This window comes from Stenotrophomonas sp. BIGb0135, assembly GCF_024810105.1.
Taxonomy (GTDB): Bacteria; Pseudomonadota; Gammaproteobacteria; order Xanthomonadales; family Xanthomonadaceae; genus Stenotrophomonas; species Stenotrophomonas maltophilia_AB.
This window is the reverse complement of sequence record NZ_JANUDX010000004.1, coordinates 200,926-214,760: the sequence shown is the minus strand read 5'-3', so window position 1 is coordinate 214,760 and position 13,835 is coordinate 200,926. Positions and strand designations below refer to the sequence as shown.

12 protein-coding genes and 1 riboswitch are annotated in these 13,835 nt (G+C 69.1%); of the genes, 7 read left to right on the top strand and 5 right to left on the bottom strand.

The window, feature by feature from the left end:
* Nucleotides 1-58: 58 nt before the first annotated feature.
* The 5 genes from metE to pnuC form a co-directional block, all read right to left on the bottom strand.
* Entirely contained in the window at nucleotides 59-2,353 is a 2,295-nt protein-coding gene (gene metE / locus M2421_RS11530) for a 5-methyltetrahydropteroyltriglutamate--homocysteine S-methyltransferase (protein ID WP_259206763.1), read from the bottom strand.
* 213 nt (nucleotides 2,354-2,566) lie between these two features.
* Nucleotides 2,567-2,800, bottom strand: a riboswitch (cobalamin riboswitch).
* Between the two features lie 52 nt (nucleotides 2,801-2,852).
* Nucleotides 2,853-4,277, bottom strand: a complete 1,425-nt coding sequence (locus M2421_RS11525; protein WP_259206762.1) for a nicotinate phosphoribosyltransferase — start codon at nucleotides 4,275-4,277, stop codon at nucleotides 2,853-2,855.
* 63 nt (nucleotides 4,278-4,340) lie between these two features.
* A complete protein-coding gene (locus M2421_RS11520; protein WP_259206933.1) occupies nucleotides 4,341-5,396 on the bottom strand; it encodes a bifunctional nicotinamide-nucleotide adenylyltransferase/Nudix hydroxylase in 1,056 nt (351 codons plus the stop codon).
* 104 nt (nucleotides 5,397-5,500) lie between these two features.
* The gene (locus tag M2421_RS11515) at nucleotides 5,501-6,547 is read right to left on the bottom strand and encodes an AAA family ATPase (protein ID WP_259206761.1); all 1,047 of its coding nucleotides are present in this window, start codon (nucleotides 6,545-6,547) and stop codon (nucleotides 5,501-5,503) included.
* Complete coding sequence (gene pnuC, locus M2421_RS11510) at nucleotides 6,540-7,136, bottom strand: nicotinamide riboside transporter PnuC (protein ID WP_259206760.1); 597 nt, start codon at nucleotides 7,134-7,136, stop codon at nucleotides 6,540-6,542. Before pnuC ends, M2421_RS11515 begins: the two co-directional genes overlap by 8 nt.
* Before the next feature lie 150 nt (nucleotides 7,137-7,286).
* Here pnuC and M2421_RS11505 point away from each other — a divergent pair, with 150 nt between their 5' ends.
* The 7 genes from M2421_RS11505 (at nucleotide 7,287) to M2421_RS11475 (ending at nucleotide 13,835) form a co-directional block, all read left to right on the top strand.
* Complete coding sequence (locus M2421_RS11505; RefSeq protein ID WP_259206759.1) at nucleotides 7,287-8,072, top strand: hypothetical protein; 786 nt, start codon at nucleotides 7,287-7,289, stop codon at nucleotides 8,070-8,072.
* Nucleotides 8,073-8,142: 70 nt separating this feature from the next.
* The gene (locus M2421_RS11500; protein ID WP_259206758.1) at nucleotides 8,143-8,712 is read left to right on the top strand and encodes a sigma-70 family RNA polymerase sigma factor; all 570 of its coding nucleotides are present in this window, start codon (nucleotides 8,143-8,145) and stop codon (nucleotides 8,710-8,712) included.
* Entirely contained in the window at nucleotides 8,709-9,494 is a 786-nt protein-coding gene (locus tag M2421_RS11495) for an anti-sigma factor (RefSeq protein ID WP_259206757.1), read from the top strand. Before M2421_RS11500 ends, M2421_RS11495 begins: the two co-directional genes overlap by 4 nt.
* 142 nt (nucleotides 9,495-9,636) lie before the next feature.
* Nucleotides 9,637-10,536, top strand: coding sequence for an acyl-CoA desaturase (locus tag M2421_RS11490; protein WP_259206932.1), 900 nt, complete (start codon nucleotides 9,637-9,639; stop codon nucleotides 10,534-10,536).
* A 1-nt stretch (nucleotide 10,537) separates the two neighbouring features.
* The gene (locus M2421_RS11485) at nucleotides 10,538-11,818 is read left to right on the top strand and encodes an FAD-dependent oxidoreductase (RefSeq protein WP_259206756.1); all 1,281 of its coding nucleotides are present in this window, start codon (nucleotides 10,538-10,540) and stop codon (nucleotides 11,816-11,818) included.
* Nucleotides 11,815-12,582 (top strand): DUF1365 domain-containing protein, encoded by a 768-nt coding sequence (locus M2421_RS11480; RefSeq protein ID WP_259206755.1) that lies wholly within the window; start codon nucleotides 11,815-11,817, stop codon nucleotides 12,580-12,582. Before M2421_RS11485 ends, M2421_RS11480 begins: the two co-directional genes overlap by 4 nt.
* On the top strand, nucleotides 12,579-13,835 hold the full coding sequence (locus M2421_RS11475) for a cyclopropane-fatty-acyl-phospholipid synthase family protein (protein ID WP_259206754.1): 1,257 nt from the start codon (nucleotides 12,579-12,581) through the stop codon (nucleotides 13,833-13,835). The genes M2421_RS11480 and M2421_RS11475 overlap by 4 nt, the downstream gene beginning before the upstream one ends.

The following is a 13,835-nucleotide window of genomic DNA, read 5'->3' as shown; positions in this document are numbered from 1 at the left end:
AACCGCACCGCCGGCAACGGCGGCGGTGCGGTCCTTGGGGTCATCTACAGACGGTGGATCAGGCGGCGTTGGCGTCGGCGTTTTCCGCGCGCAGTTCGCGGGCGGCGGCCACCAGCGCTTCCAGCGCGGACCGGGTTTCTTTCCAGCCGCGGGTCTTCAGGCCGCAGTCGGGGTTGACCCAGATCTGCTCTGGCCGCAGGACCTCGGCGGCCTTGCGCAGCAGCGCCAGCATCTCTTCCTTGTCCGGCACGCGCGGGGAGTGGATGTCGTACACGCCCGGGCCGATCTCGTTGGGGTACTGGAAGCGCACGAACGCATCCAGCAGCTCCATCCGCGAGCGCGAGGTCTCGATGGAGATCACGTCGGCATCCATTGCCGCCACCGAGTGGATGATGTCGTTGAACTCGGAATAGCACATGTGGGTGTGGATCTGGGTGGCATCGCGCACGCCGCTGGCACTGATCCGGAACGCTTCCACCGCCCAGTCCAGGTACTCGCGCCACTGTGCGCGGCGCAGCGGCAGGCCTTCGCGGATCGCCGGCTCGTCGATCTGGATCACGCCGATGCCGGCCGCCTCCAGGTCCAGCACCTCATCACGCAGCGCCAGCGCGATCTGCCTGCAGGTGTCCGCGCGCGACTGGTCATCGCGCACGAACGACCACTGCAGCACCGTCACCGGGCCGGTCAGCATGCCTTTCATCGGGCGGTCGGTCAGCGACTGCGCGTACTGCGACCAGCGCACCGTCATCGGCCGTGGGCGGGTCACATCGCCGAAGATCACCGGCGGCTTCACGCAGCGCGAGCCGTAGCTCTGCACCCAGCCATTCCGGGTGAAGGCAAAGCCATCGAGTTGTTCGCCGAAGTATTCGACCATGTCGTTGCGCTCGAACTCGCCGTGCACCAGCACGTCCAGCCCGATCTGCTCCTGCACGCGCACGCAGTGCTCGGTCTGGGTGGCCAGGAACGCATCGTAGTCGGCGTCGGAGAGCTTGCCGGACTTGTTGCGGGCACGTGCCTCGCGCACGTCCAGGGTCTGCGGGAACGAGCCGATCGTGGTGGTCGGGAAGCGTGGCAGCTGCAGGGCGCCGGCCTGGGCCAGGTGCCGCTGCGGGTAGGGGCTGTGGCGCTGCGCATCGGCAGCGGTCAGGCCGGCCAGGCGCGCGGCCACGGCGGGCTTGTGCACGCGCGGCGACTGCCGGCGCGATTCGATGCGTGCGCGCGACGCGGCCAGCCCGGCCTCGGCGTGCGGTCGGGCGTCCAGCGCATCGGCCAGCAGGCGCAGTTCCTGCAGCTTCTGGGTCGAGAACGCCAGCCAGCCGCGCAGTTCGTCATCCAGCCTGGTTTCCAGCGCCAGGTCCACCGGGCTGTGCAGCAGCGAACACGACGGTGCCAGCCACAGCCGGTCGCCGAGGTGGCCGTGCGCGTAACGGGCCAGTACCAGCGCGTTGTCGAGGTGGGTGCGCCAGATGTTGCGGCCGTTGACCAGGCCGGCCGACAGCACGCGGTCGGGCGGCAGCACGCTGAGCACGGCGTCCAACTGCTCCGGTGCGCGCACCAGGTCCACGTGCAGGCCGTCCACCGGCAAGGCGGCGGCCAGGCCGAGGTTGTCCTCCAGCGCGCCGAAGTAGGTGGCCAGCAGTACCTTGGGGCGTGGCACGCCGGACAGCACCGCATAGGCGTGTTCGAACGCGGCGCGCGCGCTGTCGTCCAGGTCCTGCACCAGCACCGGCTCGTCCAGCTGCACCCACTGCGCACCGGCGGCCTTCAGCCCGGCCAGCAATTCGGCATATACCGGCAGCAGCGCGTGCAGCAGGTCCAGCGCCGGGCTGCCGTCCACGGTCTTGGACAACAGCAGGAAGCTCACCGGGCCCAGCAGCACCGGTCGTGTCTCGATGCCCAGCGCCTTGGCTTCACGGTACTCGGCCAGCGGCTTGTCGCCGCGCAGGGCGAAGCCCTGGCCGGCCTGCAGTTCGGGCACCAGGTAGTGGTAGTTGGTATCGAACCACTTGGTCATTTCCAGCGCGTGCAGGTCGTAGCCGTCGCGCTGCACGCCGCGGGCCAGCGCGAAGTAGCCCGCCAACGGGTCGGCATCGGCCAGGGCGCGGTAGCGGGCCGGGATCGCGTCGACCAGGAAGGCGGTGTCGAGCACCTGGTCGTAGAAGCTGAAGTCGTTGCTCGGCGGCACATCGACGCCGGCGTCGCGCTGCAGGGTCCAATGGCGTGCACGCAGGCCACGGGCGGTGTCCTGCAGCGACGCGGCGCTGCTTTCGCCGGCCCAGAACGCTTCCAGCGCGCGCTTGAGTTCGCGCTTGGCGCCGATGCGGGGAAACCCCAGGTTGGTAACAGTGGTCATGGAACGTGTCCTCATTGCAGTAGCGGCATTGAGGAACGAAGGAACCGCGTGCCGGCCACGCCATGGCTGCCGTGTCCGTCCCGCCAGCGACCTTCGCCCCCGCGGGCGAACCGGATGTCGTGGAGCGGACGCACGGGGGCAGCGCCACGCGGGCGGCATGGCGGCTGGCCCCGGCAACCTCCCCGCGGACGTTCCAGGTCGAATCGGGGGACGGTCGTGTCCCCCGGCCGGGGCCGGTATTCGGGCTGATGGACACGGGCGCGGGCGCCCACCTAGTACCTGCCGCTTCCCAGGCGGTGAGGCCCAGTGCTGTTGGCAGGATTCGTTTCCATTCACCGCTGCGGGGCAGCTCCGGAATGGGCGCGCGAGGCGCCTTCACCGGATTCCCGTTTAAACCCATCCCTTCATCTGCATGAAGAGATGGATACCTTCGGCCCGCACAAGGTAGGCCGAAGGCGGGCGGTGGTCAAGGGGGGTTACGGCCGATGAATGACGCCGCTTACAAGCGCGCCGCGTCCGCCCGGCTGCGGATGTCGGCAAAGGTGTCGTCCTGCAGCAGCCGCCCGTTCTCCCAGACGGTCAGCATGGCGTCCTCGTACCCCAGCGGCAGCGCGACCGCGGCCAGCGACTCGGCCTCGGCCGGGATCGGCACCGTGCGGAACTGGCCGTACTCGCGATGCCGCAGCAGGCGCATGCGACCGCGCTTGCTCTGCTTGCCACTGTCGGTAACCGGGTCCTTGTAGACGTCGATCCAGTTTCCGTCCACCCGGGCGGCCGAACATTTCAGCGCGAACTTCTGGGTGTCGCGGTCCAGCCGCTGCAGCAGCGCGCCGCCCATGCCGAAGGCGACGTTGTCGGCGGCGTAGCCGGCCGCGGTGATGCAGGCCAGGATGTCGCCGATGCTGGTCGGGTTGACGCCGTCGCCCTGGATCACGCGCACGTGGTTGAGCACCTTGTAGCCCCTGCCGTTGACCACGTGGCCGAAGGCGTCGTCCAGCAGTTGCAGGCACTGCAGCACCACCGTCACCGGGTCGCCCGAGTCCGGGCGGATCACCACGGTGGCGCCCGAGTCGATCACCTGCTGGCGCAACGTGGTGCCCCAGTGCTGGGTGATCGCGTGGTAGATGTCATAGCTGTCCGACACCACCCCCACCGCTGCATCGGGCGTGGCAAAGCGCGCCAGCATGTTGCGGTAGGCCTCCACCTCGTTGTCGCGGCCCCAGCTGGTGATCGTGCTGTGCTCGGCGGCCGGGATCGAATGGCCGGCCACCGGCTCATGGTAGAAGGCGCGGGCGAACAGCAGCGCCGAGACGGTATCGGTACCAAGGAAATTGACCAGGTGCGCGGCGCCGCCGATGGCGGCCGACTCCAGGCTCGACACGCCACGGCTGCCGAAGTCATGCAGCTTGAACGGCAACTGGCCTTCCGGGTCGTCGCTGGTGCGCTCCAGGAAGCGGCGGATGGTCTGCTTGGCGTGCCAGCTGGTGGTCGCTACCGTCACCGGGTACCAGATCCGCAGCAGCAGCGTTTCGAGGTACGACGGTACCCAGAATGCCTGCGGGTCGGTCGATTCGATCGTCATCAGCGCGTTGTGCACGGGCACCACGGTGCCTTCGGGCACCGCGCGGATGCGTACCGGCAGCAGGCCGCCATGCGCATCGACGATGTACCGCCAGCCGGCCTCGTTGAAGGGCTCGCCATGGGCGGCGAAGAGATCGCGCGCCGCATCGATGTCGGCGTGGGTGATCGGCCTGGCCAGGTAATCCTTCAGCATGGCCTGCAGGCCGAAGAACAGCGTGCGGTCGTAGAGGCCGCCGCGCGATTCCACGTAGAAGAACGTGGCATCGGTACCCGGTGGATACTGCAGCCAGTGGCTGGCCTTGTAGCTGTCGGTATTGAGGAGAAGATTATCGAGGTACTGCATGACGGGAAGCTCCTTCGCGTCGGGTGACGCCGGCGGTCTATCCGCCGGCGGAACAGGCAGGGATCAGCCCCGGCCCAGGAAAAACTCCAGGATGTGGAGATGGTCTTCGAACAGCTTGGGCCCCATGTCCAGCGCCTCGCTGACCGGGATCCAGCGCGCCTTGTCGGCATCGTCGCCGCCGCGTACCGCCGGCAGTTCGCCAGCCGGGAAATCGAAATGGAAGGCGTGAGTGATGGTGCGGCCGCGCTGGCTGCGTTCGGGGTGGTCGAACACATGCTGGCCCTTGAGCGACCCCTTGAGTACCGGCGCCGGTATCTTCAGCCGGGTCTCCTCGCGCAGTTCGCGCAGGCAGCTGTCCAGCAGGCCCTGCTGCTGGCCGACAAACCCGCCCGGCAGCGCCCACAGCCCCTTGCCGGGCTCGGCACGGCGACGCACCAGCAGCACGTGGCCCGAATGCACCACCACGGCATCGGTGGTGACGAAGGTGGGCGCGTATGGCGCGTCCTTCCAGGCCGCTTTGTACTGCTCGATGAACTGGTACTCGGCCACCAGCTGGGCATAGGCCGGCCCGCTCTTGCGGAACGCTTCGAGCATGGCGTACACCGGTGCGGGCACGTTGCCGCGCAGCATCAGCAGCGCGCCATGGAAATCCACGCTGCCGGCCTCGAACAGGTAACGGCGCAGCTCGGTGGCCGACAAGGTTTCGGTGTGCTGTACATCGACCAGCGGCCACTGCGGGAACTCGCGCAGGTAATAGCTGGAATCATCCTTGTCCATCCCGACCAGGCCGATCCTGGCATCGCCCTCGTGACCATCGGCGCGGACAGCGTCGGCCACCGTGCGTTGCACACCGGCGATCCACTGGGCTTCGTTGTACAGATGGTCCTTGAGCGGACGGATCAGCAGACGCTCGCCGGCACCTTCCAGCGCGGCCTGGATCATCACGGCACGTTCGGCCACGGTCCAGGGATTACGGAGGCTGCGGGGGGTGTCGGCAGAGCCGACCAGAAAGATCAGCTTGTTGGCCCGGCTCAGTGCGAGGCGGGCAACGGCGGCATGGCCGTTATGGAAGGGCTCGAAACGCCCGATGAAAACCAGATAGTCGTATTCCATGAGAATCCCCCATGTCGTTGTGTATGCCGCGGGTCTGTCCCTTGGCTGATGCCAATGCTACTCCTCTGCCAAACCGCGTCAACGTCGGCGGTGTCATGCGGGCCGGGTGTTCAGCCGAGGATCTGTAGCACCTGCGCGATGCGCTGCTGCACGGGGCCGGTCAGGACATGGAACGCTACGCCCTGCGCCGATAGCGCCTGCACGTAGGCGTCGTGCTGCGCATGGCGGAAGGCTGCGTCGCGGCGGGTGCCATCCTGCACGAACGCAAAATCCGGTGCGCACAGGAACAGATGGGCGTAGCGACGTTGCGCCAACGCGTGCAGCGCCGGCTCGACGCGGCCGAACATCACCTCGCAGTACAGCTGCGTGGTCAGCGGCGTGGTGTCGCACACCAGCCAGCGGTTGGCCGTGGTCGACAGCGTTTCTTCGCGCGCCACCTGCACGCGTGCAATGTAGAGCAGGTCGTCATAGGTCAGCGCGCCGCCGCGCGCCTCCCAATGTTCGCGGCCGAATTCAGCGGCCCAGGTCGTCTGCAACCGGGTGGCCAGCGCGGCCGCCAACGTGGTCTTGCCGCTGGATTCGCCGCCGAGCAGGCCGATGCGCCCGACGAAATCGGCGTACACGCGGGGGTGCAGGAAGGCGCGCAGTGCATGTGGATCGCGCCGGAGCGCGGTGCCCGATACCGGTATCCTGCTGCGCGTGGGGTCCAGGCACACGTGCGCGACCGGCCACTGCACACCGGCCTGTGCACTGAAATGCTGCTGCAGGGCAGCGGCGAAACCCTCGCCGTAGTCTTCGCTGGTGAAGACCGCATCCACCCGACGCTCCCACAGCGCGGTGCATACCCAGGCCACGAACGTGCGCTGCGCCGTGTCGTCATCGCCGTTGTCCGGCAGCGGCCGTACCGGCACGCCGCGCTGCGCACAGAGCGCGGCCAGGCGCGCAGGGTCCAGTACCAGCCGCGTAACCTGCGGGTACAGCGCCTGCAGCCACGCATCGCGTCGCGATGCATCGCAGCCGGGCAGCTCGGGCTGGCTCCAGCTCAGCAGCAACACCGTCTCGCACTGCGCCAGCGCGTGGTCGATCAACGCCTGGTGGCCCCGGTGCAGCGGGCTGAACTTGCCCACCACCAGGCCGGTGGCGAAGCGCTCAGCCATGCGTGGGCTCCGCCGCCACCGCGCCGGCAGCCGCGGCGCGCATCAGCCGCCGCCAATGCCGCAGCGAGACCAGCGCGTTGATCCAGAACACCACGTACAGCACGGCCGTCAGGTGCAGGCCGCGGCTGGCATACAGCGGGATGGCGATGCTGTTGACCAGCAGCCAGAACCACCACGCGTCCAGCTTGCGGCGCATCATCAACAGCTGCGCCACCACGCTCAGCACCAGGACGGCCGAATCCAGAAACGGCGCGTAGGCATCGGTCCAGGTGTGGAGCAGCAGGCCGTAGCCGACGCTGGCCAGCACTGCGGCCGGCAGCATCCAGCCCAGCGTGCGCACCTGCACGCGGGTGATCGGCAGCGCGTGCCCGTGGTCGCCGCGCAGCCATTGCCACCAGCCGATCACGCTGGTCAACACGAACACGCCTTGCAGCACCACGTCGGCGTACAGCCGGGCGTCGTGGAAGACCAGCGCGAACAGGGTGCAGCCGATGATGCCGGTCCACCAGGTATGCACGCTGTTGCGCCCAGCCAGCAGGATCGAGGCCGCCACGGTGAGGTTGGCGGTGATTTCCAGGGCGCTGGTCATGCCAGCGCGCCGGGCAGGTGGTGTGCAGGGTGGAGCGACGGCATGGGGGCGTCTTGGAAACCGGGGCCGCCAAGTTTACGTGGGACGAGCCACTGCATCCGCCGCGCCGCTGGCTGCGTATCTGCCCACGACCCCCACGTGGAGCCACGCATGCGCCGCCCCCCTCTGCCCCCGTTGCTGTTGCTGTTGCTGCTGCTGTGCCCGATCCTGCCCGCTGCCGCCCAGCAGGTGCAGCGCCAGGAAGGCCGGGCCTTCGCGCCGGCCGATGGCCGCCTGCTGTACCGCGAGACGCATTGGTTGCAGGGCCCGCCCACGGCGCGCGCGCGGCTGGTGCTGTACCGCTGCGCCGACGGCCGGCCCTTCGCGCGCAAGTGGATGACCCCGCGGGGCAGCGCGCAGACGCCGGATTTCGCCTTCGAGGACGCGCGCAGCGGCTACCAGGAAGGCCTGCAGGGCAACGCCGCCACGCGCACCGTGTATGTGCGTGAAGACGCCCGCGCCGACCGGGTCAGCCGCACCATCGCGATTCCGCCGGACGCGGTGGTCGATGCCGGGTTCGACGCAGCCGTGCTTGGCCACTGGGACGCCCTGCAGGCCGGGCGCCCGGTGGCGTTCCAGTTCCTGCTGCCCAGCCGCCAGCGGCTGGTGCCGCTGAAGCTGCAGCGCGGCAGCGCGGTGACGTGGCAGGGCCAACCAGCCGAGCAGTTGCAGATGCGCCTGGATGCGTGGTTCGGTTTCGCGGTGCCGGCGGTGAACCTGGTCTATGCACGCAACAACCCGCGCCTGCTGCAGTTCAGCGGCACCGGCAATGTGCGTGATGAACGCGGCCGCTACCCGCAGGTGCGGGTTGAATTCCCCGATGCGCCGGTCGCGGCGAGCGCCGCCGAACTGGCTGCGGCGCGGCAACAGCCGCTGGTGGCGGCATGCACCGGCTGAGGGCCCCCTTGCGCAGGCCCCGCGCAGCGACGACGATGCGGGCAGTCCCCCCGCCGACATTGAGCCTGCGATGCCTGAGCTGGACACTGCCGAATCCGGCGCCGCGCGGCGCCTCGACGAGCTGCTCGGCCGGGTCGCCGCTGGCGATCGCCAGGCGTTCGAGTCGGTCTACCAGCTGGCGTCGGGGCGCCTGTTCGCGATCTGCCTGCACGTACTGCGCGACCGCAGCGATGCCGAAGAGGTGCTGCAGGACGTCTTTACCCGCGTCTGGCACAAGGCTGCGCAGTTCGATCGTGCCAAGGCGGGGGCCATGACCTGGTTGTCGATGATGGCGCGCAACCGCGCAATCGATCGCCTGCGCGCGGCGCCACCGCGTCCGCTGGACGACCTGTCGGTGGCCGACGAAATTCCCGATTTCGCCCCGCAACCGGCGCAGGTGGCCGAACAGGCCTCCGATCGACAGCGCCTGGACGGCTGCCTGGACACGCTGGAGCCCCGCCGGCGCTCGCTGATCCAGCTGGCGTTCCTGGAGGGCGCCAGCTATGAGGAACTGGCGCGCCGGATCGGCTCGCCGCTGGGTTCGGTGAAGAGCTGGATCCGCCGCGGCCTGGGCCAACTGCGGGTGTGCCTGGAGCAATGAACCTCCGCGACCGCCACGATCTGCCTGACGACGGCCAGCCGCCCAGTGCCGACATCCTGGCCGGCGAGTACGTGCTGGGCGTGCTCGATGCGGGCCAGCGGGCGGACGTTGAGCGTCGCATCGCCAGCGATCCCGGGTTTGCCCGGCTGGTGACGCAGTGGGAACACCGCCTGGCCCCGATGCTGGACGCGATGGGCAGCGAAGCCGTCCCGGCGCATCTGTGGCCGCGTATCCGCACCTCGCTGGGCTGGTCGTCGGTATCGACCCAGGCACCGCGCGCGTGGCAGCGCACGGGCTTCTGGCAGGGCATGACCGCGCTGGCTGCGGTGGTGGCGCTGGTGGCGGTGTTCAGCCGCCGCGAGCTGGAGCCGGTGGCGCCGGTGACCACGCCGGTGGCGGTCACACCGACCGCGCCGCCGACGTCGGCCGAACCGGAGCAGGCGACCCGACCGGTCACCCCGTTGCTGCACGACGATGGCAGCCCCGGCTGGCTCGCGTCGGTGGACAAGGCGCAGGGCAAGGTCCTGATGGTGCCGGTGCCGACGGCGGCCGACGCGGCCGGACGCGCGCCCGAGCTGTGGCTGATTCCGGCTGGTGGCACGCCGCGTTCGCTGGGCCTGGTGTCGATCAACCGCGCCCACACCGTGACGGTGCCCGACGCACTGCGTGATGCGCTGGTGAACGGGTCTGTGCTCGCGGTCACGCTGGAACCGGCCGGCGGCGCACCGGAGGGTGTCCCGACCGGGCCGATTGTTGCCAGGGGCGACATCGCGACGCTGTAAAGCACGTTTTATTTCCGGATTCGTGCATCCGGATGGCCCTGATTCCCGTATCTCCTGACAAGAACGCCAGGAGATGCGCGAAATGTCGGCCGGACCCGCCACTGCTGCAGCACGCAAGCCCCGTCGTGGCCCTTGGGCCACCGTGCGGCGCTGGTTCGATACCAGTGCCGACACGCCGGTGGCTGCCGATGCGGCCACGCGCGTGGACTGGCTGCGCGCCATCCCCTTCGCCGCGATGCACCTGGCCTGCTTCGCCGTGATCTGGGTGGGGGTGTCGTGGGTCGCGGTGGGCGTGGCGCTGGCGCTGTACGCAGTGCGCATGTTTGCGATCACCGCCTTCTACCACCGCTACTTCTCGCACCGCACCTTCCGGACCTCGCGCGCGGTGCAGTTCGTGTTCGCGCTGATCGGCGCGTCCAGCGTGCAGCGCGGGCCGTTGTGGTGGGCCGCGCACCATCGCAACCACCATCGCCACACCGATACCGCCGCCGATCCGCATTCGCCCAGCGTGCATGGCTTCTGGTGGAGCCACATGGGCTGGTTCCTCACCACCGAGGGCTTCCGCACCGACTGGGACCGCATCCCGGACCTGGCCAGGTACCCCGAGCTGCGCTGGCTGGACCGCTTCGACACGCTGGTGCCGATCGCGCTGGCCGCCGCGCTGTTCGGCCTGGGCGCACTGCTCGAACGCATCGCTCCGTCCTGGGGCACCAGCGGCGGGCAGATGCTGGTGTGGGGCTTCTTCATCTCCACCGTGGTGTTGTTCCACGCCACGGTCACCATCAATTCGCTGGCGCACCGCTTCGGCCGCCAGCGCTTCGCCACCGGCGATGACAGCCGCAACAACCTGTGGCTGGCGCTGCTCACCTTCGGCGAAGGCTGGCACAACAACCACCACTTTTTCCCGGGCACCGCGCGCCAGGGCTTCTACTGGTGGGAAGTGGACCTCACCTGGTACGGCCTGCGCCTGATGGCGGCGCTGCGCCTGGTGAGCGACCTCAAACCGGTGCCGGCCTGGGTGCTGGCCAAGGCGGAGCACTGACATGCGTATCGCCGTGATCGGATCGGGCATCGCCGGCCTGGCCAGCGCCTGGTGGCTGGGCCAGCAGCACGAAGTGACCCTGTTCGAGGCCAATGACTACCTCGGCGGCCACACCCACACCCACCAGGTGCACGTGGATGGCGCCAGCCACGCGGTGGACACCGGCTTCATCGTGTTCAACCCGCTGCATTACCCGCTGCTCACCGCGCTGTTCGACGAACTCAACGTCGCCTCGCAGCCGACCACCATGAGTTTCTCGGTGCACAGCGAGCGCAGTGGGCGCGAGTACAACGCAACCTCGCTCGATGGCCTGTTCTGCCAGCGTCGCAACCTGGTCTCGCCGCGCTTCTGGGGCATGCTGGCCGACCTGCGCCGCTTTTACCGCGAGGCCCCGGCGCTGCTGCACGGCGACGATGAAGGCCCTTCACTGGGCGACTACCTTGCCGCCGGCAAGTATGGCCGCACCTTCATCGATGAGCACCTGTTGCCGATGGCCTCGGCGCTGTGGTCCTCCCCCACCGCCAGCCTGACCGCGTTCCCGGCGCGCTACCTGGTGCAGTTCATGGCCAACCACCAGATGCTGCAGGTGAGCGGCCGCGCGCCGTGGCGGGTGGTGCAGGGGGGCTCGGCACGCTACGTGGAGGCCATGCGCCGGCGCTGGCAGGTCCGTGAGCGGCTGGACTGCCGGGTGTTCGGCGTCGAGCGCCACGAACACGGCGTGCGCGTGCACAGCGCCGCCGGCCTGGAAGGCTTCGACCAGATGGTGCTGGCCTGCCACAGCGACCAGGCCCTGGCGCTGTTGTCCGATGCCGACCCGGCCGAGCGGAGCGTGCTCGGCGCCATCCGCTACCAGCCCAACGAGGTGGTGCTGCACACCGATGCGCGCCTGCTGCCACGCAACCGCAAGGCCTGGGCGGCCTGGAACGCGCACGTGCCGGCCGCGCCGATGGCACCCTGCACGGTGAGCTACCTGATGAACCAGCTGCAGGGCATCGACACGCCCACGCCGCTGGTGGTCACCTTGAACCGCACCGAAGCGATCGATCCGGACAGGATTCTGCGCCGCCTGCAGTACGCCCACCCCGTGCATGACCACGCGATGGTGCGCGCGCAACAACGCTGGGCCGAGATCCAGGGCCGTCGCCGCACCTGGTTCGCCGGTGCGTACTGGGGCTGGGGTTTCCATGAAGACGGCATCCGCAGCGCGCGACGCGTAGTGGATGCGTTGCAGGCGCTGGATGCCGACGCGTACTGGCCGCTGGCACAGGCGCAGCCGGCATGAGTGCCAGCGCGCTCTACCGCGGCCGCATGCGCCACCGCCGGCATGCGCCCCACCCGCATGCGTTCGGCTATCCGGTGGCGCAACTGCTGCTCGACCTGGACGAGCTGGACACGGTGTTCCGGCGGCGTTGGCTGTGGTCGGTGGGGCGCCGCAACCTGGCCGAGTTCCGCCGCAGCGACTACCTCGGCGACCCCGCCCAGCCGCTGGCCGACGCGGTGCGCGCGCGCATCACCGACGCGCTGGGCCGCGCGCCGCAGGGCCCGATCCGCCTGCTCACCCACCTGCGCTATGCCGGCCACGCCTTCAACCCGGTCAGCTTCTACTACTGCTATGCGGCCGATGGCAGCACCCTGGACTGCATCGTCGCCGAGATCACCAACACGCCCTGGAAGGAACGCCACGCCTACGTGCTGCCGGTGGCCGCGGCCGATGCCAACGGCCGCGCGCTGGCGTGGGAGTTCGACAAGCAGTTCCACGTCTCCCCGTTCATGCCGATGGACTGCCGCTACCGCTGGCGCTTCACCGCGCCCGGGCAGGACCTGCACGTGCACATGCAGGTCTGGCGCGGCGGCGAGCGCCAGTTCGACGCCGACCTGATGCTGCAACGCCATCCCATCACCGCGCGCGGGCTGGCCGGCGTGCTGCTGCGCTTTCCGCTGATGACCCTGCAGGTGGTAGCCGCCATCCATTGGCAGGCACTGCGCCTGTGGCTCAAGCGCAACCCCGTCCACGACCACCCTTCGCTTGCTGGAAAACGCCCATGAACGACATGACCCGGCCGGTTGCCGTGCCCCTGCCCAGTGCGCTGGAGCGCTTCCTGCGCGCGCGCCTGCTGGCCCAGCTTGCGCCGCTGCACGGTGGCTGCCTGCAGTTGCGCGATGCCGGCGGTGACGTGCTGCTGGGCGATCCTGCCGCCGCACTGAAGGTGACGGTGTGGGTGGACGACCCGGCCTTCTACCGTGCCGTGGCCGCCCAGGGCAGCGTCGGCGCCGGCGAGTCCTACATCCGCGGCGAGTGGCGCTGCAGCGACCTGGTCGCGCTGGTGCAGCTGCTGGTGCGCAACCGCGACCTGCTCGACGGCATGGAGCGTGGCGTGGCGCGTGTCGGTGGGTGGCTGCTGAAGGGCTGGAACCGGCTGCGCCGCAACACCCGCGAGGGCAGTCGCCGCAACATCGCCGCGCACTACGACCTGGGCAATCCGTTCTTCTCGCTGTTCCTGTCCAGCGACCTGATGTATTCCTCGGCGTTGTATGCCGCGCCCACCGACCCGCTGGAGGTCGCTTCGCGGCGCAAGCTGGCGCGCATCTGCGAGGAATTGCAGCTCACTGCCGACGACCACGTGGTCGAGATCGGTACCGGCTGGGGCGGCTTCGCGCTGTATGCCGCCGGCGAGATCGGCTGCCGCGTCACCACCACCACCATCTCGGTGGAGCAATACACGTTGGCCAAACAGCGGGTCGAAGCGGCCGGCCTGCAGGACAAAGTGACCCTGCTGCTGAAGGACTACCGCGACCTGGAGGGCCAATACGACAAGCTGGTCTCCATCGAGATGATCGAGGCGATCGGCGCGCAGTACCTCGATACTTACTTCGACACGCTCACCCGCCTGCTCAAGCCGGATGGCCTGGCGCTGCTGCAGGCGATCACCATCGAAGACCAGCGCTACGAACAGGCGCGGCGCAGCGTGGACTACATCAAGCGCTTCGTGTTCCCCGGCAGCTTCATTCCCTCGATCAACGCGATCATCGCCGCCAAGACCCGCAGCAGCGACCTGCAGCTGATCGGCCAGCACGACTTCGGCACTTCCTACGCGCTCACCCTGCGCGCCTGGCGGCAGCGTTTCCTGGCGCAGCTGCCGGCGGTGCGCGCACAGGGCTTCGACGAGCGCTTCATCCGCATGTGGGAGTTCTACCTGGCGTATTGCGAAGGCGGCTTCCTGGAGCGCTCGATCGGGGTCTCGCACCTGCTGATGGCGCGGCCGGACTATCGGCCGTCCCTGCTGCAGCAGGCCACCTGA

What these genes read in the sequence shown, in the direction of transcription:
- metE (WP_259206763.1), bottom strand. Translation starts at nt 2,353, where the DNA reads ATGACCACTGTTACCAACCTGGGGTTTCCCCGCATCGGCGCCAAGCGC.
- M2421_RS11525 (WP_259206762.1), bottom strand. Translation starts at nt 4,277, where the DNA reads ATGCAGTACCTCGATAATCTTCTCCTCAATACCGACAGCTACAAGGCC.
- M2421_RS11515 (WP_259206761.1), bottom strand. Translation starts at nt 6,547, where the DNA reads ATGGCTGAGCGCTTCGCCACCGGCCTGGTGGTGGGCAAGTTCAGCCCG.
- pnuC (WP_259206760.1), bottom strand. Translation starts at nt 7,136, where the DNA reads ATGACCAGCGCCCTGGAAATCACCGCCAACCTCACCGTGGCGGCCTCG.
- M2421_RS11505 (WP_259206759.1), top strand. Translation starts at nt 7,287, where the DNA reads ATGCGCCGCCCCCCTCTGCCCCCGTTGCTGTTGCTGTTGCTGCTGCTG.
- M2421_RS11500 (WP_259206758.1), top strand. Translation starts at nt 8,143, where the DNA reads ATGCCTGAGCTGGACACTGCCGAATCCGGCGCCGCGCGGCGCCTCGAC.
- M2421_RS11495 (WP_259206757.1), top strand. Translation starts at nt 8,709, where the DNA reads ATGAACCTCCGCGACCGCCACGATCTGCCTGACGACGGCCAGCCGCCC.
- M2421_RS11485 (WP_259206756.1), top strand. Translation starts at nt 10,538, where the DNA reads ATGCGTATCGCCGTGATCGGATCGGGCATCGCCGGCCTGGCCAGCGCC.
- M2421_RS11480 (WP_259206755.1), top strand. Translation starts at nt 11,815, where the DNA reads ATGAGTGCCAGCGCGCTCTACCGCGGCCGCATGCGCCACCGCCGGCAT.
- M2421_RS11475 (WP_259206754.1), top strand. Translation starts at nt 12,579, where the DNA reads ATGAACGACATGACCCGGCCGGTTGCCGTGCCCCTGCCCAGTGCGCTG.